This window comes from Nonlabens sp. Hel1_33_55, from assembly GCF_900101765.1.
In the GTDB taxonomy this organism is placed as follows: Bacteria; Bacteroidota; Bacteroidia; order Flavobacteriales; family Flavobacteriaceae; genus Nonlabens.
On the sequence record NZ_LT627735.1, the window covers coordinates 227,642 to 250,072 of the forward strand.

The following is a 22,431-nucleotide window of genomic DNA, read 5'->3' on the forward strand; positions in this document are numbered from 1 at the left end:
TTTCGCTAAAGCGAAATCCAACATAATCTTCACGACTAACAACTGTTAGTTTTCGTAAATTTGAGTCATGGCAAAAATGACTGATTTTATACTGCCCAAAATGGGCGAATCGATAACCGAAGGAACCATTCTGAACTGGTTAGTACAAGAAGGCGAATCCTTTGCGGAAGGTGATATTCTAGTAGAAGTAGGGACAGACAAGGTAGATAACGAGGTGCCCGCACCATTTGACGGGATGATGATCAAGCATTTGTGCGAGAATGGCGATGTGGTGGAAATAGGAAAGCCGGTAGCGCAAATTGAGTCAGGTGCTGGCGATGCAAAAGAAGTTACTTCTTCAAAGCTAGATGCTAAAGACCTCAAAAAACCCAGCGGATTAGAAGATTTAGATGAGAAATCGATTCTTAGTTCTAATACTCAAAAGCAGACCCGTTCGAGCGACAGTCGAGAACGAGTCGGCTCAGGAACTCAAAAACCAGTATCAAGTTCGTACATCAACAAAGACTTATTCGTCAGTCCATTAATAGATAAAATCGCCCGAGAGAATCACATGTCTTACGAGGAACTTGCGCGAATTCCTGCAACAGGAGCTGAAGGCCGGTTGCGCAAGAGTGATGTAATACAGTATTTGAACGACGGCAGGCCTAATCAGTTTGCGCAAGCGGTAAGCAATGAGCCAGATCCTACAGCCTATCGCATACCTCAATTGAAATTTGATAAAGGCACTGGTAAGATTATCGAGATGGACCGCATGCGATCCATGATCGCAGATCATATGGTGTACTCCAAACATACGAGTCCGCACGTGACAGCTTATGTAGAAGCAGATCTAACGGATCTCGTAAACTGGCGAAATGCGAACAAAACAGCCTTTCAGGAAAAACATGAGGAGCGATTGACGTTCACACCTCTATTTGTGGATGCAGTAGCGAGAGCTATTAAGGAATTCCCGAATATCAATGCGAGCGTTGACGGGAAGAACATCATCATCAAAGAAAATATTAATGTGGGAATGGCAACCGCTTTACCTTCTGGAAACCTCATAGTTCCCGTAGTAAAAAATGCAGACCAGAAATCTTTGCCTGAAATAGCAGCGGACGTTAACCGAATGGCAAACTTGGCCAGAGAAAACAAATTAGGTGGCGACGATATCAAAGGTGGAACATTCACGATTTCAAACGTGGGAACCTTCGGCTCACTCATGGGAACACCGATTATCAATCAACCAGAGGTAGCGATACTTGCAACGGGAATCATTAAGAAAAGTGCAGAGGTCATGACTAGAAACGGCGTTGATAGTATTGAAGTGCGGAGTATGATGATGCTTTCATTATCGTTCGACCATAGAGTAGTGGATGGATTTCTAGGAGGAAGTTTCTTGAAGCAAGTAGCCTTAAACCTAGAGGAAGCTCCGCAAACTAATTATTAAGCGAAGCCGCCATACAGCGGCTTGACTATAAAAACAAAGATTTGGAAAAGTCAATATTAGAAAAAGGATTTCGCAATTTGGCAACCGCTAAAGCAATGACAGAACTCTATGAAGAGAACTTCAAAACGGTTTCTAAGTATGTTCATGCGACCAGTCGTGGTCATGAGGTTATTCAGACCGCCGTTGGAATGCAACTGTTACCGCAGGATTACATGTTTCCTTATTATCGGGATGATTCTATGTTATTAGCGATAGGCATGAAGCCTTACGACTTGATGTTGCAGTTACTCGCAAAAAAAGCCGACCCGTTTTCTGGTGGTCGCACGTATTATTCGCATCCATCTTTAAATGATATTGACAAGCCTAAAATCCCTCACCAATCAAGTGCTACGGGTATGCAGGCGATTCCTGCGACTGGGGTGGCTTTAGGATTTCATTACCGCGAGAGCTTGACGGAAGAGCAGCGAGCGGCCGTAGATGCTAGTTCAGAAACTAGCTTGAGCTCTGATTCTATAGTTGTCTGTTCTTTAGGCGATGCCTCAGTAACCGAAGGTGAAATCGCTGAAGCTTTTCAAATGGCAGCACTCAAGCAATTGCCTATTCTTTATTTAGTGCAGGACAACGGCTGGGACATCAGTGCCAATGCTGCCGAAACCAGAGCTCAAAACGCTGCGGAATATGCTGCAGGTTTTCACGGTATAGAAGCGATTTCTATTGATGGGACTGATTTTGAGGAAAGCTATAATACGATTCAAACGATCATAGAAAAGATCAGAACTGAACGCAGGCCCTTTTTGGTTCACGCGACCGTCCCCTTATTAAATCACCACACCAGCGGTGTGCGCATGGAGTTCTATCGCGATGATTTGGAGGAATCTCGGGAGCGCGATCCATATCCTAAAATGAGGCAATTATTACTGGACAATGGTTTTACAGTGCAGGATGTTGATGATTTTGACGCTTTCGCGAAAGCGGAAACTAAAAAAGCATTAGAGCAAGCGATGGCCATGCCAGACCCAGAACCTGCGGACTTGTTCACGCACGACTTTGCACCAACATCCATAACAGAAGAACGCGGCGAGCGATCGCCAGCGGGCGCAGAGAAAGTGGTGATGGTAGATTGTGCGCTATTTGCCATTGAAGAATTGATGCGCAAGCACCCAGAATGTTTGCTGTACGGGCAAGACGTAGGCGGCAGATTAGGCGGCGTTTTTAGAGAAGCAGCAACGCTGGCACAGAAATTTGGCGATAACCGAGTTTTCAATACACCTATACAAGAGGCATTCATCGTAGGAAGCACTGTAGGAATGAGCGCGGCAGGATTAAAACCCATCGTTGAGGTCCAGTTTGCAGATTATATCTGGCCTGGATTGAATCAGCTATTTACGGAGGTTTCTAGATCTAATTATTTAAGTAATGGTAAATGGCCGGTTTCCATGATATTGCGAGTACCGATAGGTGCTTACGGTAGTGGCGGACCTTATCATTCCAGCTCGATGGAAAGTGTGGTTTCTAATATTAGAGGTTTAAAAATCGCCTACCCATCTAACGGTGCCGATTTAAAAGGCTTGATGAAAGCTGCCTATTATGACCCAAATCCGGTAGTGATTTTTGAACACAAAGGATTGTACTGGAGTAAAGTAAAAGGGACTAAAGGAGCGACGAGTGTAGAGCCTAGTGAGGATTATGTATTGCCTTTTGGTAAAGCTTGGGTCTTACAAGAGATCTGGAAAAAGGAAGAAGAAGAAACCTTGAGTATCATCACCTACGGTATGGGCGTGCATTGGGCGATGAACGCCACGGCAGAGCTTGGTTTAAAAGATCGGGTAGAGATAGTCGACCTAAGAACGCTGCATCCTTTGGATTATGAGACCGTTTTTTCCAGTGTCAAGAAATGCGGCAAATGTTTGGTTGTGACTGAAGAACCTAGCGAGAATAGTTTCTCTCGCGCACTACAAGGTCGCATTCAAGAGGAATGTTTCAAATATATCGATGCACCAGTGATGGTCATAGGTTCAGAAAACATGCCGGCGATTCCGTTGAATTCGGTTTTAGAAGAAACGATGATCCTGTCAACGGAAAAGATAAAGGTGAAGATTGAGGAGATTTTGAGGTATTAGTTAGACATTCAGGAGCTTTTTAAGAATGAACAAAAAGACACTCAGTTAGAAGAGGACTTGGAGACAGTGGAGAACTAAAAATTACGTATTCGCAATAAATTATTAAGTCGATTAGTATCATTGAAGAAAAAAATGTCTAATGTTTAGGATCATATACATCTCACTCATAGCTTTTATATTTTTATTATTTTCCTCGTTTATACAGTTGCCCATTGAGAAAGTAAACTTCAAAAAATCAGATCTGGTTGAATTATCAAAAGTAGACACGACGTTTAGATTTGATATTAGGTATGCAACTACAAACAATTTTGCAGGACAACCAGTTTATAAAGAAGCACGAGCTTTTCTACAACAACCAGCTGCCGAGTGTTTGAAGGAGGCACATGAAGAGTTGAAATCCATGGGATATGGATTGCTGATTTTTGATGGCTATAGGCCCTGGAGCGTCACAAAATTATTCTGGGATATAACACCAGCAAAGAATAAAATGTACGTTGCGAAACCTAGTAAAGGCTCTAGGCACAATAGAGGTTGTGCAATCGATTTGAGTCTGTACGATTTGAAAACAGGCAAGGAAATAGAAATGACAGGTGCTTATGATGAAATGAGCGCACGATCGCATAGGAGTTATACCGGAGGGACATTAGAGCAGCGTAAAAATAGAGACCTACTTATCAAGGTGATGAGAAGCTATGGATTTAGTGTTCACAGATATGAGTGGTGGCACTTTGACTATATGGATTGGAGAAACTATGCTATTCAAGATATTCTTTTTACGGATTTATGATGGTTAATGTATTCATTAATAGATTTTATATTTTTAAATAACGTTCATCTCCTGAGAACCAATTCGATAGCTATTTAAATTATTTCCAGCAATTGAAACTGACTTATTTTAAATAGGATTATACGCGCGTTCGTATAATAAGGTTTTGAGAAACATATTGTACAGTTGACCATCAATCACTCGCATAAAAGATTGAAAAAAGATGAGTCTATTTAATCATCGTTTAATCCGTTTTCTTAAAAATGTTAGGTATTGAACACGACAATTCATTATGATTGCCGACCTTTCTTGTTTAAATACATTTTAATGAAAGTTACCCTAGAGAGAAAAAACACAGAATATCTACTAGAAGCCAGAGGAGCCTCTGGAATTCCCGTGATGATTGACAATAAAGGAAGTGAAGTCGTTCAGGGATCTAGTCCCATGGAATTGATATTAATGGGCGTAGGCGGTTGTAGCGCGATTGATATTATCTCTATACTCAAAAAACAGAGACAAGAAATCACTTCTTACAAAGTAGAGGTAACTGGCGATAGAGTAGAGCAGGATGGTTCTAAGCCATTCAAGGCTATTGAGGTCGTCGTTCATCTTGAGGGCGATATCACTCCAGAAAAAGCGCAACGAGCCGCTGATTTGAGTTTCCTGAAATACTGTAGTGTTTCTAAGACTTTTGACAGCGTTGTAGACATTACTTACCAAGTTTCACTCAACGGAAAACTTATTTCATGAAGCATTTTGAAACTGAAGCGATACGCGCACAAATGGAGCGATCGCATAATCTAGAACACTCCACGCCGGTATACTTAACATCTAGCTTTGTTTTTGAGGATGCAGAGGAGATGCGAGCATCATTTGCAGGAGAGAAGAAACGAAATCTTTACAGTCGCTTCACCAATCCCAATACTTCAGAATTCATAGAGAAAATCTGCAGGATGGAAGGCGCTGATTCTGGCTATGCTTTTGCTACTGGGATGTCTGCAATCTTTACAACGTTTGCGGCTTTACTGGATAGCGGTGATCATGTAGTGTCCTGCCGCAGTGTTTTTGGTAGTACACACTCACTATTTACCAAGATCTTTCCCAAATGGAACATTTCCACCAGCTACTTCAAGATTGATGAGCTGGATCGAATAGAGTCTTTGATTACTGACAAAACAAAAGTACTTTACGTAGAATCGCCTACAAATCCCGCAGTGGATGTCTTGGACATGGCGGCGATTGGTGCTATTTGTAAAAAGCACAATATTATTTATATCGTAGATAACTGTTTTGCAACTCCTTATTTACAACAGCCTATCAAATTTGGTGCAGATCTAGTCATTCACAGCGCAACTAAATTGATGGATGGACAAGGCAGAGTTTTAGGTGGCGTGACGGTTGGTAGGGCAGATTTAATGGAAGAAGTGTATGCTTTTGCCAGAGCTTCTGGTCCAGCAATGTCTCCGTTCAATGCATGGGTGCTTTCCAAAAGCCTGGAAACACTCGCCGTTAGAGTCGATCGTCATTGCGACAATGCTTTAAAGGTGGCAGAGTTCCTGGAGCAACAGGATAAAATAGGAATGGTAAAGTATCCGTTTTTGAAATCTCATCCTCAATATGAGATGGCCAGGAAGCAGATGAAAAAGGGTGGTAGCGTGATTGCCTTTGAATTGAAAGGTGGTCTTGAAGCTGGAATAACATTTCTCAATGCGATTGAGATGTGCTCGCTAAGTGCCAATCTGGGCGACTCCAGAACCATTGTTACTCATCCAGCATCCACAACTCATGGTAGGCTAGCAGAAGAAGACCGACTGGAAGTAGGAATTACAGATGGTCTGGTGCGTATCTCCATTGGTCTTGAACATCATGAAGATATCATCGCAGATGTAAAACAAGCGCTGGCTGCTGTCTAGAAGTTTAATTGCTTTATAAAAAAAACGCCCTATGCATTTTGCAAAGGGCGTTCTTCTATTTGAATAAATATAATTAGTTGGATCCAGTCGTCGCTTTAATCACCACGTTATTGTTGGCATCCAAAAGAGTCAAAGTCCCATCTGTTTTTTGATAGGAAGTCACCTTTTCCACCGCGGCTAGAAAATTATTCTCCATACTCATATCTGGACAAGACATTCTTGTAAGAGCTACGTTACCAATATTTAGCTGATAAGTTTCAATGGTAAATGGAGCATTGTAGGTATTACATCCAGCGTTGCCGCTTATAGTTTTGGCTAATCCGTTGAAGTTAATTGTTTGGCCAGCACTTACGGTGTTACCATTAAGTTGATTAACGTTGTAGCTACCGTTCAATTCTACACGGCTTCCCGTATTTAAAACCTGACGTGTCTCATCACAACTAGTTGTTGAAATGAAAAGGATAGCAACTAGGCAAATTGAAAATAATGATTTCATGATTTTTATTTTAAAAGTAGTTGGATTGCAAAGTTTAAGGTCTCAAATATTTAATAAAAAACGGTCAGCGTCATGAAGATACTAACCGGTTTATGATTTTCTGTTTGAGAAATATTATCTCTTAGCTTGTGGTGGGAATTGCATTAAAATCTCACGTACCATTTCATTGGTTCGCTCTACTTTTTCCTCTGGTGAAGATTTTAGGGAAGCCGTTCCAACACCTTGCCATATCAGTTCCTTATCAGCTGCATCAATCAGATCTATATATAGAACACCTTCTGTCGTTCTGTTGACATTATTGTTGAACGGACCGTTGAAGCCAAAACCGCCCCAACCCCAACCGTAGCCAAAGCCCCAGCCAAAGTTGTTATACACATCAACGCGTTCCTTAGTATCTGTAAATATGCTTACTAAAATATCTGGAGTTTCAGATTTGGAAAATCCTCTTGCGCTCATTTCGCTATCAATGGCTCTCAAGATTCTTTTTTTATCCAACTCAGAAATTTTGGCTTCATCGACACCTTTTTTAAAGTAGGCGTACGTTTTATATTGGTTAAAGTCTGTTCCCAGTGCATAATCTTGGGAAACTCTTACGGTTTGACAGCCAACCATCGCAGTCATGACGAGTAGTAGAAGTATTATCTTTTTCATAGTATGGATTATTTGATATTACGCTTTCGCGAAAGCAAAAACGCTGACTAAAATAATATCAAATTTAATGCCGAAAAGTAGATTTATTAACCTCTAGCTTTATCAAAGCCGTAAGGACAGTGGCGACAACCGCTCTCGCAACAATAGCCTCGTTTTAAGTGATATTGCTCTGTAAAACATCGATAACCGTCTGGAGTTAGATAATAATCACCGTCTTCTATAGGAATATGTTTTTTCACAAAACAAAAGTAGCAGATAATTGTAGGTAAATAAAAAAACCGCTATGAAGGCAGCGGTGTTTTTATAGAAGTTCTATGTTACCTGTGTATTACTGCTTGAATGCTATCAAATGTGGTTTCACCAAATCTCATACGAAAATCAAAATCTGCACCAAAACCTAGTGCCGATAAAGTAAAGGAATGCGTACCTGCTGGTAGTTCAACATAACCACTACCGCTTAAATAATAAAAGCCTGATGCGTAAGTACCATTTGCCGATGCTCTATTTGTATAAGTACCGGTGTCATATCCATAATGATTAGCATTATCACCATTGACAGTAAACCATGCTCTAAATAATCGAGGAGCACCATCTGTAATAACGCCACCGTTTGATCTATTGACTCCTACACTAAATTGATAGGAATATTGAACTAATGAAGGCTGTGTCAAAGTAATCGTTGATGTGTTTAAATTTGTCTCTACACCTGAGCCATTGTTTGATGTGATGGTGACACCAGGTGTAAAGTCCCTCAAATTCAAGGGCATTTTACTTTGAACTAAGGATGGCTGGGTAATTAAATCTCCATCTGTATTGACATACACTGGAAATGCATCATCATCAGCAGTGGTGTAAACATTACCGTTATTTGCCGCATTCAATCCATCAATTCTCATGGTAGAATTGGCACCTGCAATATGTATTTCTCTTTTTGGGGCATTGTTTTTTACACCAACATAACCTGAAGGGTTCAGGTTAATATCATCATTAAAGCCATTGTCACCATCATTTTCAATACCAATGGTTAACAAAGCATTTTCTGTGCTTGAACCATTTCCAGAACCGTCATCTTCGAACCTGATATATCCATAATCACTATTGATGTTTTCACGACTTCTAAATACAATGGAAGACGCTCCACCTGCATTGCCATGTTCAAGCGTAATAGAGCCATTAGCGGCACTTCCAGCATTTCCAGTAGCTTCAACAATATGCAGTGAAGAAGAGGGATTATTGGTGCCAATGCCTACATTGCCATTGGTCCAGATGTTATCGTCAATACTTGCAGGAGCAGTCGTTGTATTAGAAGTAAACCAATCTGCATCACTATCAATGACAGGAGCAGAACTAATGACATTACCAGCGGCATCTAGACCTAAAATTCTAGTAGGAGTTTCGTTCTGGAAACTACCAACATAAGATGGTAAAGCAAGCTGAGAAGTATTAAGAATTGTCAATGCATCAGTATTATCCGTTCTAAAATTGAAAGCATTGTTTGTTTGAAAAGTAAAAGGAGTATTAATATCTGTAACGTCTGGTTGCAAAATATTTAATGGCCTCCCAGAAGATGTATTTAATTGAAACATTAAGTGTTCAAAGTCTGAAGAATCTTCATCAATCTGTAATCTGGCATTTGGGGTAACCGTTCCTATTCCTGTATTTCCATTAGCCTCTACTCTAAAGTTTCCACCGGTATATGTTCCATTCGTATTCGGAGTGGTTCCTAGTTGAATTCCTCCTGTGGACCAGTAGTCATTATCGGTAATATCGACTCCCCAAAATGGAGCTCCTTCATCTACAGTTCTACCAGAAATCCAATATTTGTTAGCTCCAGGATCAGAAGATGTACTTGCCAGCTCAATAAGGCTAAAGCCATCATCACCACTATTTATAGGGCCGCTTTTGAAAACTTTAAGAACCGAGCTGTGATCTTGACCACCACCACCTGCGTCCTGATCTTCAATGGTGAAAACGTCTATTTCTCCGGTCAAATTATTTGATTGAACAAAGTTGAAGGAATTTTCATTTCCATTACCTATGACATCTAAGGTGCCCGTAGGGTTGGACTTATTGATTCCAAAGGATCCATTTGTAAAATTTAGATCTTCAGTATTTAAATCATAGGTTCTAGTCTCTGAGTCTTGGGTAAGGTTAGTTGTAGCAAGATTTGTATCGTCACCAGAATTCACTGCAACCCATACAGATCCATCCCAATAATAAAAACCAACAGAGTGTGCACCAGTTGCGTTAAATACCATGGTTCCTACTTCAGGTGTAGCTGTTAAAGGTGCCTGTGTACTAAGATCGTCAATCTGAACTTTAGGAATCAAAATACCTTTATCACCATTCCCGTCGTCGACATGCAGTAATGTACCAGCAGAAGGAAAAGTAGTCCCTATTCCTACTTGCGCAAAGGTGAGCACTGGTAAGACTGCTAGGACGATTAATAGAAGTATTTTTGTTTTCATTAGTTGAATAATAATGATACAAAATTATGCTTAAACATCGATTAAATACAATAAAAACAGATTAAAAAAGATTAGTATATTGTAAAACACTGAACAACAGCTATATAAAAAATAACATGTCTGAGTCAATCGTGTTGTTCATCGGTAATGAATGTTTTACAATTAGTTTCATTCCTCTAAATCAATGATTTAATTTTATTTCATGTCTAGATTTTTTCTTGTTTCCACTAGTATTTTAGGTAAGCTAGGAATTGCTGGAATATGCCTGTATCCTTTTGTGATTGTATCTAATGAATCACACAAAGAAGATATGCGCTTAGTAAATCACGAGCGCATTCATTTGAGACAACAGATTGAACTGTTGATCTTGCCATTTTATATTTGGTATTTAATAGAGTATGTAATAGGGCGTTTTACTATGAGCCATGATCAAGCCTATCGCAATATTGTCTTTGAGCGTGAGGCCTATGCTCGTGAAAGTGATTTAGACTATCTCAAAAAGCGATCATTATGGCAGTTTTTAAATTTTTATAGAGACTCTTCAAAACATGAATTATTTAAGGAGGCAACATCAATAACTCAATCATTTAAAACATTTCCCGATAAAGAGATAATACTAGATATAAAGAGAGAAGATCAATTGCATCCCACGGTATCTGGTAATAAGGTGCGAAAACTTAAATACAATCTGGACCACGCCCTAAATAGTGGATTTGAGCAAATAATCACATTTGGCGGTGCTTACTCAAATCATATTGCTGCAACCGCTGCAGCTTGTGATATACTTGGTCTACGATCGGTTGGTGTGATTAGAGGTGAAGAGTTGGGTGCAGATCTACAGAAAACCTTATCAAACAACATCACGCTCAAAACAGCTGTTGACAATGGAATGGAGCTGGCTTTTGTTACCAGAGAGGAATATAAAATGAAGGATCAACCGTCATTTATTTCGCATCTTTTAGAAAAGTACGGTTCCAGTTTTATCATTCCAGAAGGTGGAACCAATGAGTTGGCAGTCAAAGGCAGTGCGGAAATATTATCGCAGCAGGACCAACAAAACTACGAGTTCATTTGTGTTGCAGCGGGCACCGGCGGCACGGCAGCAGGAATTATAGAAAGCTCGCATAGCAATCAGCATGTGTTTGTTTTTTCTGCGCTTAAAGGCGATTTCCTCAAGAATGAGATTGAAAAGTATACCGACCGTAAAAATTTTACGTTATTCTCTGAGGACACATTTGGCGGTTATGCAAAATCTACGGATGAATTGATAAATTATATGAATGCACGCTTTCGCGAAAGCGGAATTCCTCTAGATCCTATCTACACGGGAAAAATGATGTATCGTATCGAACAGATGATTGCAAGCGGCTATTTTACCGACAAAACTCGTATTTTAGCCATCCATACGGGCGGTCTTCAGGGTATTCCTGGATTCAATCGCAGACTTAAGAAAAAAGGACGTCTACCACTACAGTATGAAGATCACATTTAAGACTTTTCTCATTTTATTTTTAGCTGCAGGCCTATTGGTTTCCTGTGGTTCAAAAAACAAAGTAGTCACTACCAAAAAACGCAACCGTACCTCAAGAACGGTAAAAAAAATACCTGAAGAACGCGTTGTTGACGTCAAGGAAACTGATGAAAAAGTAACGAGAACCATCACACCTTCTGGAAAGGATGATGTGAGTACCTATATCGATAATTTTGCCGCAGATGCGATGAAGGAGATGCAGCTGTACAAAATTCCTGCGAGCATCACTCTTGCTCAAGGAATTCTGGAAAGTGGCTCTGGAAAAGGCCGACTTGCAGTGGAGGCGAACAACCATTTTGGCGTTAAATGTCACACAGGTTGGACCGGTAATAAAATCTATCACGATGATGATGCCTCTCAAGAATGTTTTAGAAAATACAGAGATGCGTCATATTCATATAGAGACCATTCTCTTTTCCTAACAGAACGCTCCAGATATAGCGGGCTTTTCAAACTGGATGCAGATGATTACAAAGCTTGGGCAAAAGGTTTGAAAGATGCCGGCTATGCTACCGACAGAAAATATCCAGACAAGTTAATTTCCTTAATAGAGAGATATAGATTGGATCGATATGATGCACAGGTTTTAGGTAAAAAGCCTATGGAACTGCCAGCAGAAGCAGGTGCTACAGACCAGATCCAGTATACTATCATTAAAGGAGATACACTATACGGTCTGGCCAAAAAACATAATACTACCGTGGATCGCATCAAACTTATTAATGGTTTGAGAGATAATTCCATCAGCATAGGTTCGACCATTTTGATCGAGCCGGACACAAAAAATTAAGCATGTCATTTACCTATAAAAGAAGCAGCTCACTTTTTAGTGAGGCAAAACAATATATTCCTGGTGGAGTCAACTCGCCAGTAAGAGCATTTAATGCGGTAGGCGGCGATCCAGTATATGTGAAAAGCGCCAAAGGCGCCTATCTCCATACAGAAGATGGTCACCAACTTATAGATTATATCGCTTCCTGGGGTCCCATGATTCTAGGACATGCTTTTGATCCAGTGGTAGATGCCGTTGTAGAGGCGACCAAGAATGGAACCTCTTATGGAATGCCTACTGAAATTGAAACCCAAATAGCAAAATTAGTAGTATCCATGGCGCCCAACATCGATCAGGTGCGCATGGTGAATAGTGGTACAGAGGCTTGTATGAGTGCCGTACGTCTCGCTCGTGGGTTTACCGGTCGTGAAAAGATTATCAAGTTTGCAGGTTGTTATCACGGTCATAGCGATTCGTTTTTGATACAGGCTGGTAGTGGTGCGGTTACCTTTGGTAGTCCTAATAGTCCAGGCGTGACAAAAGGAACAGCACAAGACACCTTACTAGCAGATTATAACAATCTGGATCAGGTCGCTGAAATCTTTGATAAAAACAAGGATGAAATTGCCTGTGTCATCATCGAGCCTATAGCCGGTAATATGGGATGCATCGTTCCCAGCGATGGATTTTTGGAAGGAATACGTGAATTGTGTGATGCAAACGGTGCTCTTTTTGTTTTTGATGAGGTCATGACAGGATTTAGACTGGCTCGTGGTGGTGCACAAGAAACTACTGGTGTGAAGGCAGATATTGTTACCTATGGTAAAGTAATTGGTGGTGGATTGCCCGTTGGTGCATTTGCGGCGAGGCAGGAAATCATGAATCATCTGGCGCCTTTAGGTCCTGTGTATCAAGCGGGAACATTGAGTGGGAATCCGCTGGCGATGAGCGCTGGTCTTGCGATGCTGGAACACTTGAACGACCACCCAGATATTTTTGTCAATCTCGCTCAAAAATCTGAGCATCTACATAAAGGAATTGCTGACGTTCTTTCGGCTAAAGGGATCGATCACCAGATCAATAGGTATGGGAGCATGATATCAGTACATTTCACAGATGAACCTGTCACTGATTTTGCAAGTGCCGCAAAAGGTAATAACGAATGGTTCAAAAAATACTTTCACGGGTTGTTGGAACGTGGCATTTATTTGCCGCCTAGTGCTTTTGAAAGCTATTTCTTAAACGATGCCTTGAGCTATGAAGATATCGAACGCACGATCACCGCGGTTGAAGATGTGGTTTCTAAATGGTAGGATGATGAAGGTATTTTCGCTTTCGCGAAAGCGAATTTCCTAAGAATCTAAAGGAACAACCACCAACAATTTGCGATAGTTTTCCTCACCTAGCAACGATCTAAGTTCAAATTTGTATTTGGTCTCCAATTCTTTGAGTTCCATCTGTTGCTCGCGAGTAAAGGTTTTGCTTTTCAGATATACATTGGATTCCTTTGCGTGGAGATGCACCAATTTTTTCAATTCAGGAATAGTTTCCTTGTCTAATTGCGTTTTAGATAAAATGAGTTTCGTTTCTTTTTTTGCATCTACTGGTTTCAAGGTATTCTTGATAGGATATTGCACCTCAAAACCCGAATCCTCATCAATTGAAAGAGTAGTTTCTTGAGCAAATAAGCTCATTGAGATAACAAAAAAAGGGATCGATAAGAATATCTGTAAACGAGTCAAAATGTAGCGGCTTTACAACTGCTAACGTAATATAAATAAGGATCGTATAAAAAGAAAAACTCTGGAATCTTTGTTAAATTCCAGAGCCTCTCATCAACCAACTACTACTTATTTTCTAGATCTGCGCGCTTCATCTTTACGCCCGCGAGATCTATGCTCTTTCATCACCGCCATTTTTTCAAACTTGGTGTATTGGTCATCATTTAAAATCTCTTTGAAAGCTCTTTTTGTAGCGATCTTTTGATCCATACGAGCCTCTGCCATCGCCATTCTTTCTTCTTTAGAAGGCTTGCTGTTTTCTTTGTTTGCTGCTCTATTAGCCATCATTTCTTTTCTCTTGATAGCATTGTTCAACATCACTTTCTCCACTTGAGCTTCTTGTTTATTAGTAAGATCCAGTGCTAGGGTCATTCGTTTTGCTTGCATGGAAGCCATTGCTTCAGGTTCCATTTTTTCTGCACGAGCAATACGTTTTTCCATACGATCACCACGATCACGGTCTTGATTTTTCTGTGCTTGTGCTGTGAATGCAAGTAGCATCAACAAGGCAGGTAGGATTAACTTTTTCATTTTATTTTGTTTTAATTTGTTCAACGACTTTGTGACGTCAAATCAATAAAAAAGTTTGATGTAGCCTTTTATTCAGTATAGAAATTGAAAAAATAATTATTACTAAAACTAACTTGTTAAAGCAAGCTAGTTAAATGGATTTAAGCTAATTGACTTTTGAATCCGCAATTAATTTAGAATGTATTTTTGTGACGAAATGTTCAATTTTTATAGGATTGAAGGATTCTAAAATTGCGTCCACTCCATATTCAGAACCTTTAATGTTTCTGCCTATGCTGTGCAATCCATCAATTGGTTTTCCATCTACTAGATGAGTGTTATTGATATCCACATGGATCCCTAATTTGTCTTCCACCTGTTCCACGAGGTCATTTTCTTTGAGATTTCTTATGAGTGGCGATGCCATTTCTTCCAGATTGGGAGATGACAGGATAGCATCAATTAATGCCTCACAGGTTATGGAGCCATTCTTATTTTTCAGCTGAAATCCGTTCGGGATTAATTTTAAATCAGGATCGTTGACAAAATCTAGATTCATGATTCCAGCTTCATAAAGAGCAATAATTTGTAGAATACTTTCTACCGGCGGGCCAAAGCTGTAGCGCTTCGTTCCCTCATCCACTTGTATAAGCTCAGACATCAACTTTGGTGGTAGTTTGTGGCTATAGATGTTATATAGATCGGGTTGTAGCTGGCGCCATACTTGACCAATCGTATAATCCAAAGAAAAGGCATGAATCCCATAAGCCATTTCACAAGTGCGTTTCATGTATTCAACGACAGGCAAATTAGCATCTAGAATATGGTCATGCTTTATGGTAGGATCCACTAACCAATCCACAATCAGCGAAACCAACCCAGACTTCCCGATAGAAGTATCATCAAACCTATCTTCCAAAGAACTGTAGATGTCAGCGATTACTGTGGCGATGGGTTTAAGCAACTCTTTGATAGTAAGGTTGTCTGTGTTTCCTAATTGCTTATGCAGTTTAGCGAACAGGTCTTTCTTTTGTTTCTGATCCAATGAAAAATGATCATCTACATTCTTTCCTAAAGGTTTTGGTACAATAGGTAAACCATCCAGCGAATATGGAACCATCAGTACATCTGCTCCTTTTAAGGTATAGTCCAAATAAATAGAATCCTCTTGTTGCACAAAATCACCATCATAATGATCCATGATCATACGCATGACATCGACCATAGAAAGCCCTAAGCCTTTGATCGCAAAAGTGCTTGCTGCTCCATAAATTTCCTTTGCTTGATTTGAGTAGCTGTTGTTTGAAAAGTATAGATCATTATCTACTGCATGTTTTTTGAATTTTTGATTCTCGTCTGACATTGCCGTAGAGACATGCCCTATGGCTATTAGCACATTAGTAGATTCAAAGAGGCCGTCATCTTCAGTAAAAACCTGAAATTTTCCATTGAGTTTTTCAATGTTGTCCACTTTAGAGCGAACCAACTCAATCACCTCAAGCGTGATCAATCGCTCTATAAAGCTGTTGGCTCTTTGCGACAAATAGGTGCCCATCACTCTTCTGGGCTGGAATGCATCTTTAGTGTAATTTGGTTCATGATCCATAACAGTCTCCAGCCATTCAAAATAACATGGAAACTCTGGAAAAGTGGTGCCTTGTAAATCAAATGCTGGCCTTGCTGGAAAATCTTTAAGTGCGCGGTCAGTGATATTACTTAGATTGGAAGGTGTTTGATCTACTTTCCAGGCGGTTCCAGTTCCCAGCACGTCACTAGATTCAAAAATCAAGATAAATGGTAATACCTTCAGCTCACTTCTGGAAAAGGAAATATAGAGTTGTTCAAGTGCAAAAAGTCCTCGTGGACCTAGCCCAATAAGGGATAAAAAGGGATTGGATTTCATGGGACAAAGAACGTTCAAGGAAAATATAATAGTGGTAAATAATACCCAAACCATTTTTATGATTCTACCATGAGTTCAAGAAAACTCCTTGGTTTATAATCAATTTCAATCAAGCGAACATTGCAATTGAATTTCGCTCGTCAGTCTAAAGTTTTGCCAATCCACCAACAAGCCGTTTTTTCCTACGTTATCTTTAAAAGAAAAAATGGGAAAGTTCTCAAAGATGGCCATACTCGCAAAATTAGGATGGAAAGGCTTCAAATGGTATCGTAAAAGACGCAAGAATAAAAAGTTGAAAAAGCAAACTAAACACTCGAAGTAGGAATTTATAAAGTGATCTACACGTGATTAAATAATCGCAATGAGTACTTCTTCTATAAACATTTATTGGTTTAAAAGGGACTTGCGACTTTCAGATCTAGAAGGTTTGAAAGCGTTGGAATCTGACACTATACCGCTATTGCTGGTTTATATTTATGAACCTAGCATTTGGCAAAATGCTCATTATTCTAGTCGTCACTCAGATTTTGTCAAGCAGTCCATTGCAGACTTGAACACTCAACTGGAGCCTTTTAATCAGGAAATTCTCACCGTGGAAAGCGAGGCACCTGCATTTTTTGAAAAGTTGTCTCAATTGGTCAATATCAAATCTATCCACAGTTCCATGGAGACAGGACTTGATCTCACTTATAGTAGGGATTTGGCCCTAAAAGACTATTTCAACAATGAGGATATCGTTTGGAATGAATATCAAACAAATGGTGTTTTTAGAGGTATTAATAATCGAGATACGTGGAGTAAGGATTGGTACAATTACATGAACCGTTCGTTATGCGATGTGGATTTGAATAAGTTCGCTTTCGCGAAAGCGGAACAATTCTCCAACCATGTCAATTTATTAAATCTAGAAACCTCGACCGAAGTATTTCAAATAGGAGGCGAGTCGCAATCTAAATTATGGGCAGATAGTTTTTTCAATCACAGGTTAAAGTTCTATTCCAGTTTCATCTCAAAACCATTGCAGTCCCGCATGGGTTGCAGTCGATTGTCGCCGTACATTTCATGGGGAAATGTATCGATACGGCAGTTGTACCAGGGAGCCAAAAAACTCAAAGAACACACGACCCACAAAAAATCGTTGAATGCCTTTAATAGCAGATTGCGCTGGCAAAGCCACTTCATACAGAAATTTGAACAAGAACCACGTATGGAATTTGAGTCAATCAATAAAGGATACCTCGAGTTGCACCAAACGTACAATGAAGAGTTTGTCACTGCCTGGAAAGAAGGGAAAACAGGCTATCCATTAGTCGATGCATCCATGCGTGCGGTTAAACAAACAGGTTATATCAACTTCAGGATGCGGTGTTTGGTAACCTCATTTTTATGTCATCACCTATTTCAGCATTTCACAACTGGAAGTGCTTTTCTGGCCGCTCAATTTCTGGATTGGGAACCTGGTATTCACTACGGTCAATTCCAGATGCAGGCTGGACTTACGGGAACCAACACTTTACGTATTTACAACCCAACCAAAGGTGCTCATGATCATGATCCAGATGCGTTATTCATTAAATATTACGTTACGGAATTGAGTCATTTACCACCACGATATGCCATCGAACCATGGCTCGCAGAAGAAGAGTTGCACGAATACGATTTCAATTACGGAGTCGATTACCCGCGTAGAATCGTGGATATAACAGAAACTCGTAAACAAGCTCTGGAAAAAATTTATGGATTGCGAAAGAACCCTTTGACACAATCAGAAAAGAAAAGGATTTTGGCAACACATTCCATGAAACGTAGGATGGCATGAGCAACGCAAGCATTTATTGGTTTAAGAATGATCAACGTCTACTGGATAATGAAGGATTGTGTCAAGCGGTCGCTTATGGCCAACCAGTATTGTCAATATTCATAATCGATCCTAGATGGTTCAACACTATAGTCTACGGTGAGCGCAAGGCAGACCGGTTGAGGTTTGAGTTTCTAGTTCAATCATTAAAGGACCTTAAAAGTAATTTGAAGGAGTTGGGAGCAAACCTGGATATTCAAGTGGGACATCCTGAGACCATTCTGCCAAAACTTTCCAAGGAACATCACATTAGCCACATCTATTGTGAACAAGAATATGCTGATGAGGAACTGCGACTGCTCGATAGAGTAAAGGCAAACCTATCAAAGGAGACAGAAATAGTCACCTATTGGGGCAAAACGCTTTATCATATTGATGACATACCATACACTATTGAGGAACTTCCAAAAACTTCAAAAGCGTATCGCATCAATACCCAGAAAAAAGCAGCAGTGCGTGAAACCTTTGAAAAGGTCGCTCCATTTGCAACCATTGATAATTATAAATACGGTGATATTCCTGATGCTATGGAAGTTGGCTTTGAAACCAATGAATGCGAACTTGAAACCTTTGTAACAGCAGGAGAAACGGCAGCGCTTGAGCGATTGCATTACTATACTTTCGGCAGTCAATTATTGACTGGTTATAAATGGAGCAGGAATAAATCTTTGGGTTTGGACTACAGCAGTAAACTATCACCTTATCTCGCTCTAGGAAACATATCGCCTAGAACGATCTATGAGAAAGTAAAGCAATATGAAGCATCTATTAAGAAAAACACTAGTACGTGGTGGCTCATATTTGAAGTGGTCTGGCGAGACTTTTTCACTTTCAAGGGAATGCATTACGGCAATGTCATTTTCCAAACGCAAGGCTTCAAGAATAAAAAACTAGAATTTGAAAATGATCCCAAGCTTTTTGAAGCTTGGAAAACCGGAACCACTGGAATACCTTTTATAGATGCCAGCATGCGCCAACTTAACCAGACTGGCTACATGAGTAACCGTGGCCGCGTGAACTGCGCTAGTTTCTTAATTCATGATTTGAAGGTTGATTGGACTTGGGGTGCGGCCTATTTTGAAACTAAATTGATTGATTATGACGTTTCGGCGAACTGGCTTAATTGGCACATGCAAGCCTTTGAGATATGGTACACCAATCCCGTGAATCAAGCTCTGAAATATAAAGCCGGTCCATACATCAAAAAGCACATCAAAGAATTAGAACCCTTGACTGATGAGCAAGTTCTGGCTCCATGGTTATTTCAACGCAATACCGATTATCCTGATCCTGTTGTGATGTTCTCTAAATGGACCAGGGCAATCAATTTGATCAAGAAAGCGAATGGATTGGAAACCTAGTTTAGCTTAATAGAAGTCATTTTAAGAAGTTTCGCTTTCGCGAAAGCGGAAAAATAAAAATCATTGAATAAACTAAACCACCTCAATAAACAATCCACCATCCGTTTTTGAAACTTTGGCGACTTTTTTTCCAGTAAGACCTTTTACGGCTTTATCCCATTTTTTATTGGACAATCCAGCTTCTTCTTTTAGAGCGTTGAGGTCTACTTTTTCATGTTTTTTCAAGCGCTCAAAAACCACTTTCTCATCCTCATTCAATTCGACACCGGCTTTTTTCTCTGGTCGCATTTGAGGGAAGAATAATACTTCTTGAATCGATGGATTATTGGTTAAGAACATAATCAGACGATCCATTCCTATTCCTAATCCAGATGTAGGAGGCATTCCATATTCCAATGCTCTCAAGAAATCCTGATCGATAAACATCGCCTCGTCATCACCGCGATCCGCAAGAGCGGCTTGTGCTTCAAAACGTTCCCGCTGATCAATAGGATCATTCAATTCTGAATAAGCATTAGCGATTTCCTTACCACAAACCATAAGCTCAAAACGCTCCGTAAGCTCTGGGTTCTCGCGGTGTGTTTTACACAGCGGACTCATCTCTTTGGGATAGTCAGTAATAAATGTGGGTTGGATAAAGTTTCCTTCACATTTTTCGCCAAATATCTCGTCAATTAATTTCCCTTTTCCCATGGATTTATCGACGTCGATGTCTTGCGCTTTCGCGAAAGCGAACAACTCATCCTCACTTTTTCCAGTAATATCAAAGCCTGTAAATTGTTTGATCGCATCGGTCATTGTGACTCTTGGATAGGGCGCTTTCCACTCAATCTCATGCTTGCCAAAAGTGCTGGTCGTCTTACCATTCACCTTCATGGCACAGTGCTCCAATAGACTTTCAGTGAAATCCATCATCCAATTATAATCCTTGTAGGAAACGTAGATTTCCATAGCCGTGAATTCTGGATTGTGGGTACGATCCATTCCTTCATTTCTAAAATTTTTGCTGAATTCATAAACGCCATCAAATCCGCCTACAATCAAACGCTTCAAATACAACTCATTCGCAACACGCATATATAGCGGTATGTCCAGCGAATTGTGATGGGTAATAAAGGGTTTTGCAGCTGCGCCACCTGGAATGGGTTGTAAGATGGGTGTTTCTACCTCAAAATATTCACGCTCGTTGAAAAATGATCGCATCGCATTGAAAAGCTTGGTACGCTTGACAAATACGTCTTTAACTTTGGGATTGACCACAAGGTCTGCATACCGTTGACGGTAGCGCATTTCAGGATCGTTAAACTCGTCATAGGTGTTACCGTCGGCGTCTGTTTTAGGTAATGGCAATGGTCGCAGTGCCTTGCTCAATACTTCAAAATTCTTGACCATAACGGTTTGCTCTCCCACGTTTGTCGTGAACAACTCGCCCTCAATTCCTATAAAGTCACCTATATCAAGCAATTTCTTGTAAACGTCATTATATAAAGACTTATCCTCACCAGGACAGATCTCGTCACGGTTAAAATAGACTTGGATCTTTCCTTTTCCATCTTGGATTTCAGCAAAAGAAGCCTTTCCCTGAATTCTTCTGGACATCAATCGGCCAGCTATGGTAACTTTCTTGCCGTCTGCAAAATCCTGTTTTATGAATGCTGTGGTGGCATCAATGTGATACTGCGCTGCTGGATAGGGATCGATTCCCATCTCACGCAATTTGTCAAGTTTTTCACGTCTAACGATTTCTTGTTCAGAAAGTGGCATTGGTCAATTAATTTAAGCTTGCAAAGATAACTTTGTATTATGGTGTGGCAAAGCGGTTATGGTTTTGCTAACAAGAGGTTGATAAGCGCGCTTTCGCGAAAGCGTAACTCCAAATAATCTTCAATCCATAATGTAACAATTTTCAAGATTTACGGTCTATTACTACAAACCCAGTTACTTTATGTCCATTTGGAGAGTTATTCTTGCTGTTATTTTGCCACCGCTAGCCGTGCTTGATAAAGGATGTGGTTCGATAGTTATCGTATTTATATTGACACTTTTGGGGTGGATTCCTGGCGTGATTGCAGCATTGATTATTTTGAATAACCCCAACAGGTAATCTATCACAGTAGTTGTATGTGGTAAAGTTTAAAAAGCCTTTGCCGTACCTTTGCACCATGAACAAAACCGTCCGTTTTCAAGATCTAGGTCGTAAGGATTACAAGGAAACTTGGGATTATCAAGAGCAGCTTTTCAAGGAGATTCTAGATACCAAAATCAAGAATAGGAGAGAAGATGCAGGTCTGGAAACCGACAATCATTTGTTGTTCGTAGAGCATGACCATGTATATACGCTAGGTAAAAGCGGCGATGAAGAAAACCTGCTGGCAAATCAAGATCTGCTTAAAAAAATAGGAGCTACTTATTATAAGATCAATCGTGGTGGTGATATCACTTATCACGGTCCAGGACAGATTACCGGTTATCCCATTCTAGATCTAGAGAATTTCTTTACTGACATTCATAAATACCTAAGATTCTTAGAAGAAATCTTCATCACAATATTAGCCGATTATAACCTCAAAGGCGAGCGCAGTCCGGGCGAGACCGGAGTTTGGTTGGATGTAGGCACTCCATTTGCCCGCAAGATTTGTGCGCTGGGCGTGCGAGCCAGTCGCTGGGTTACCATGCATGGTTTTGCTTTTAATGTCAATACAGATTTGGGCTATTTTGACCATATTATTCCTTGTGGGATTCAGGACAAAGCGGTCACTTCACTGGCATCAGAATTGAAACGAGATGTTGATATGGATGAAGTCAAGGAGAAAATTAAAAAGTATTTCGCAGAAATGTTTGAAGCACAACTTACCGATTAGAATAGCGCCTC

General features: G+C 40.2%; 20 protein-coding genes. 12 read left to right on the forward strand and 8 right to left on the reverse strand.

Annotation, left to right across the window (positions count from 1 at the left end; translation table 11 throughout):
• Positions 1 to 67: 67 nt before the first annotated feature.
• The 5 genes from BLO34_RS01020 (at position 68) to BLO34_RS01040 (ending at position 6,228) form a co-directional block, all read left to right on the forward strand.
• A complete protein-coding gene (locus BLO34_RS01020; protein ID WP_090751810.1) occupies positions 68 to 1,429 on the forward strand; it encodes a dihydrolipoamide acetyltransferase family protein in 1,362 nt (453 codons plus the stop codon).
• A 95-nt stretch (positions 1,430 to 1,524) separates the two neighbouring features.
• Positions 1,525 to 3,549, forward strand: a complete 2,025-nt coding sequence (locus BLO34_RS01025; protein ID WP_090756338.1) for a thiamine pyrophosphate-dependent enzyme — start codon at positions 1,525 to 1,527, stop codon at positions 3,547 to 3,549.
• 139 nt (positions 3,550 to 3,688) lie between these two features.
• A complete protein-coding gene (locus tag BLO34_RS01030; RefSeq protein WP_090751812.1) occupies positions 3,689 to 4,336 on the forward strand; it encodes a M15 family metallopeptidase in 648 nt (215 codons plus the stop codon).
• Positions 4,337 to 4,642: 306 nt separating this feature from the next.
• On the forward strand, positions 4,643 to 5,065 hold the full coding sequence (locus BLO34_RS01035) for an OsmC family protein (RefSeq protein WP_090751814.1): 423 nt from the start codon (positions 4,643 to 4,645) through the stop codon (positions 5,063 to 5,065).
• The gene (locus tag BLO34_RS01040) at positions 5,062 to 6,228 is read left to right on the forward strand and encodes a trans-sulfuration enzyme family protein (RefSeq protein WP_090751816.1); all 1,167 of its coding nucleotides are present in this window, start codon (positions 5,062 to 5,064) and stop codon (positions 6,226 to 6,228) included. Before BLO34_RS01035 ends, BLO34_RS01040 begins: the two co-directional genes overlap by 4 nt.
• Positions 6,229 to 6,301: 73 nt before the next feature.
• Here BLO34_RS01040 and BLO34_RS01045 read toward each other — a convergent pair whose 3' ends face one another.
• The 4 genes from BLO34_RS01045 to BLO34_RS01055 all read right to left on the reverse strand — a co-directional run bounded on the left by BLO34_RS01045 (position 6,302) and on the right by BLO34_RS01055 (position 9,843).
• A complete protein-coding gene (locus tag BLO34_RS01045; protein WP_090751818.1) occupies positions 6,302 to 6,724 on the reverse strand; it encodes an META domain-containing protein in 423 nt (140 codons plus the stop codon).
• Between the two features lie 114 nt (positions 6,725 to 6,838).
• Positions 6,839 to 7,375, reverse strand: coding sequence for a DUF4136 domain-containing protein (locus tag BLO34_RS01050; RefSeq protein ID WP_090751819.1), 537 nt, complete (start codon positions 7,373 to 7,375; stop codon positions 6,839 to 6,841).
• 86 nt (positions 7,376 to 7,461) lie between these two features.
• The gene (locus tag BLO34_RS14635) at positions 7,462 to 7,614 is read right to left on the reverse strand and encodes a DUF5522 domain-containing protein (RefSeq protein ID WP_172823941.1); all 153 of its coding nucleotides are present in this window, start codon (positions 7,612 to 7,614) and stop codon (positions 7,462 to 7,464) included.
• Between the two features lie 78 nt (positions 7,615 to 7,692).
• Positions 7,693 to 9,843, reverse strand: a complete 2,151-nt coding sequence (locus BLO34_RS01055; RefSeq protein ID WP_090751821.1) for a hypothetical protein — start codon at positions 9,841 to 9,843, stop codon at positions 7,693 to 7,695.
• A gap of 202 nt (positions 9,844 to 10,045) precedes the next feature.
• On the opposite strand from BLO34_RS01055, the gene BLO34_RS01060 reads away from it, so the two are divergent.
• Genes BLO34_RS01060 through hemL form a run of 3 tightly spaced genes read left to right on the forward strand, consistent with a single transcriptional unit; the run spans position 10,046 to position 13,459 of the window.
• Positions 10,046 to 11,335 carry a 1-aminocyclopropane-1-carboxylate deaminase/D-cysteine desulfhydrase gene (locus tag BLO34_RS01060; protein ID WP_231959531.1) on the forward strand — a complete coding sequence of 430 codons (1,290 nt, stop codon included), beginning with the start codon at positions 10,046 to 10,048 and terminating at the stop codon, positions 11,333 to 11,335.
• The gene (locus BLO34_RS01065) at positions 11,319 to 12,164 is read left to right on the forward strand and encodes a glucosaminidase domain-containing protein (RefSeq protein ID WP_090751822.1); all 846 of its coding nucleotides are present in this window, start codon (positions 11,319 to 11,321) and stop codon (positions 12,162 to 12,164) included. The genes BLO34_RS01060 and BLO34_RS01065 overlap by 17 nt, the downstream gene beginning before the upstream one ends.
• 2 nt (positions 12,165 to 12,166) lie before the next feature.
• The gene (gene hemL, locus BLO34_RS01070) at positions 12,167 to 13,459 is read left to right on the forward strand and encodes a glutamate-1-semialdehyde 2,1-aminomutase (RefSeq protein ID WP_090751824.1); all 1,293 of its coding nucleotides are present in this window, start codon (positions 12,167 to 12,169) and stop codon (positions 13,457 to 13,459) included.
• A gap of 39 nt (positions 13,460 to 13,498) precedes the next feature.
• On the opposite strand, the gene BLO34_RS01075 is transcribed toward hemL, so the two are convergent.
• The 3 genes from BLO34_RS01075 to BLO34_RS01085 all read right to left on the reverse strand — a co-directional run bounded on the left by BLO34_RS01075 (position 13,499) and on the right by BLO34_RS01085 (position 16,340).
• On the reverse strand, positions 13,499 to 13,840 hold the full coding sequence (locus BLO34_RS01075) for a hypothetical protein (protein WP_090751826.1): 342 nt from the start codon (positions 13,838 to 13,840) through the stop codon (positions 13,499 to 13,501).
• A gap of 156 nt (positions 13,841 to 13,996) precedes the next feature.
• Entirely contained in the window at positions 13,997 to 14,458 is a 462-nt protein-coding gene (locus BLO34_RS01080; RefSeq protein ID WP_157686591.1) for a hypothetical protein, read from the reverse strand.
• A 145-nt stretch (positions 14,459 to 14,603) separates the two neighbouring features.
• Positions 14,604 to 16,340 carry an FAD/NAD(P)-binding protein gene (locus BLO34_RS01085; RefSeq protein WP_157686593.1) on the reverse strand — a complete coding sequence of 579 codons (1,737 nt, stop codon included), beginning with the start codon at positions 16,338 to 16,340 and terminating at the stop codon, positions 14,604 to 14,606.
• A gap of 361 nt (positions 16,341 to 16,701) precedes the next feature.
• Between BLO34_RS01085 and BLO34_RS01090 the strand changes: the two genes are divergently transcribed.
• Both BLO34_RS01090 and BLO34_RS01095 read left to right on the forward strand, forming a co-directional pair.
• Entirely contained in the window at positions 16,702 to 18,159 is a 1,458-nt protein-coding gene (locus tag BLO34_RS01090) for a cryptochrome/deoxyribodipyrimidine photo-lyase family protein (protein WP_090751832.1), read from the forward strand.
• A complete protein-coding gene (locus tag BLO34_RS01095; RefSeq protein WP_090751833.1) occupies positions 18,156 to 19,559 on the forward strand; it encodes a DASH family cryptochrome in 1,404 nt (467 codons plus the stop codon). Before BLO34_RS01090 ends, BLO34_RS01095 begins: the two co-directional genes overlap by 4 nt.
• A gap of 72 nt (positions 19,560 to 19,631) precedes the next feature.
• Here BLO34_RS01095 and lysS read toward each other — a convergent pair whose 3' ends face one another.
• Complete coding sequence (gene lysS / locus BLO34_RS01100) at positions 19,632 to 21,323, reverse strand: lysine--tRNA ligase (protein WP_090751836.1); 1,692 nt, start codon at positions 21,321 to 21,323, stop codon at positions 19,632 to 19,634.
• Between the two features lie 181 nt (positions 21,324 to 21,504).
• Between lysS and BLO34_RS01105 the strand changes: the two genes are divergently transcribed.
• Positions 21,505 to 21,663 (forward strand): YqaE/Pmp3 family membrane protein, encoded by a 159-nt coding sequence (locus tag BLO34_RS01105; RefSeq protein ID WP_090751837.1) that lies wholly within the window; start codon positions 21,505 to 21,507, stop codon positions 21,661 to 21,663.
• 58 nt (positions 21,664 to 21,721) lie between these two features.
• Positions 21,722 to 22,420: a lipoyl(octanoyl) transferase LipB gene (gene lipB / locus BLO34_RS01110; protein ID WP_090751839.1), complete on the forward strand. Its 699-nt coding sequence runs from the start codon at positions 21,722 to 21,724 to the stop codon at positions 22,418 to 22,420.
• Positions 22,421 to 22,431 lie beyond the last annotated feature (11 nt).

Bases quoted from the DNA above. Each gene is read 5' to 3' on its own strand.
- BLO34_RS01020 (WP_090751810.1), top strand. From the start codon at position 68: ATGGCAAAAATGACTGATTTTATACTGCCCAAAATGGGCGAATCGATA.
- BLO34_RS01025 (WP_090756338.1), top strand. From the start codon at position 1,525: ATGACAGAACTCTATGAAGAGAACTTCAAAACGGTTTCTAAGTATGTT.
- BLO34_RS01030 (WP_090751812.1), top strand. From the start codon at position 3,689: ATGTTTAGGATCATATACATCTCACTCATAGCTTTTATATTTTTATTA.
- BLO34_RS01035 (WP_090751814.1), top strand. From the start codon at position 4,643: ATGAAAGTTACCCTAGAGAGAAAAAACACAGAATATCTACTAGAAGCC.
- BLO34_RS01040 (WP_090751816.1), top strand. From the start codon at position 5,062: ATGAAGCATTTTGAAACTGAAGCGATACGCGCACAAATGGAGCGATCG.
- BLO34_RS01045 (WP_090751818.1), bottom strand. From the start codon at position 6,724: ATGAAATCATTATTTTCAATTTGCCTAGTTGCTATCCTTTTCATTTCA.
- BLO34_RS01050 (WP_090751819.1), bottom strand. From the start codon at position 7,375: ATGAAAAAGATAATACTTCTACTACTCGTCATGACTGCGATGGTTGGC.
- BLO34_RS01055 (WP_090751821.1), bottom strand. From the start codon at position 9,843: ATGAAAACAAAAATACTTCTATTAATCGTCCTAGCAGTCTTACCAGTG.
- BLO34_RS01060 (WP_231959531.1), top strand. From the start codon at position 10,046: ATGTCTAGATTTTTTCTTGTTTCCACTAGTATTTTAGGTAAGCTAGGA.
- BLO34_RS01065 (WP_090751822.1), top strand. From the start codon at position 11,319: ATGAAGATCACATTTAAGACTTTTCTCATTTTATTTTTAGCTGCAGGC.
- hemL (WP_090751824.1), top strand. From the start codon at position 12,167: ATGTCATTTACCTATAAAAGAAGCAGCTCACTTTTTAGTGAGGCAAAA.
- BLO34_RS01075 (WP_090751826.1), bottom strand. From the start codon at position 13,840: ATGAGCTTATTTGCTCAAGAAACTACTCTTTCAATTGATGAGGATTCG.
- BLO34_RS01080 (WP_157686591.1), bottom strand. From the start codon at position 14,458: ATGAAAAAGTTAATCCTACCTGCCTTGTTGATGCTACTTGCATTCACA.
- BLO34_RS01085 (WP_157686593.1), bottom strand. From the start codon at position 16,340: ATGAAATCCAATCCCTTTTTATCCCTTATTGGGCTAGGTCCACGAGGA.
- BLO34_RS01090 (WP_090751832.1), top strand. From the start codon at position 16,702: ATGAGTACTTCTTCTATAAACATTTATTGGTTTAAAAGGGACTTGCGA.
- BLO34_RS01095 (WP_090751833.1), top strand. From the start codon at position 18,156: ATGAGCAACGCAAGCATTTATTGGTTTAAGAATGATCAACGTCTACTG.
- lysS (WP_090751836.1), bottom strand. From the start codon at position 21,323: ATGCCACTTTCTGAACAAGAAATCGTTAGACGTGAAAAACTTGACAAA.
- BLO34_RS01105 (WP_090751837.1), top strand. From the start codon at position 21,505: ATGTCCATTTGGAGAGTTATTCTTGCTGTTATTTTGCCACCGCTAGCC.
- lipB (WP_090751839.1), top strand. From the start codon at position 21,722: ATGAACAAAACCGTCCGTTTTCAAGATCTAGGTCGTAAGGATTACAAG.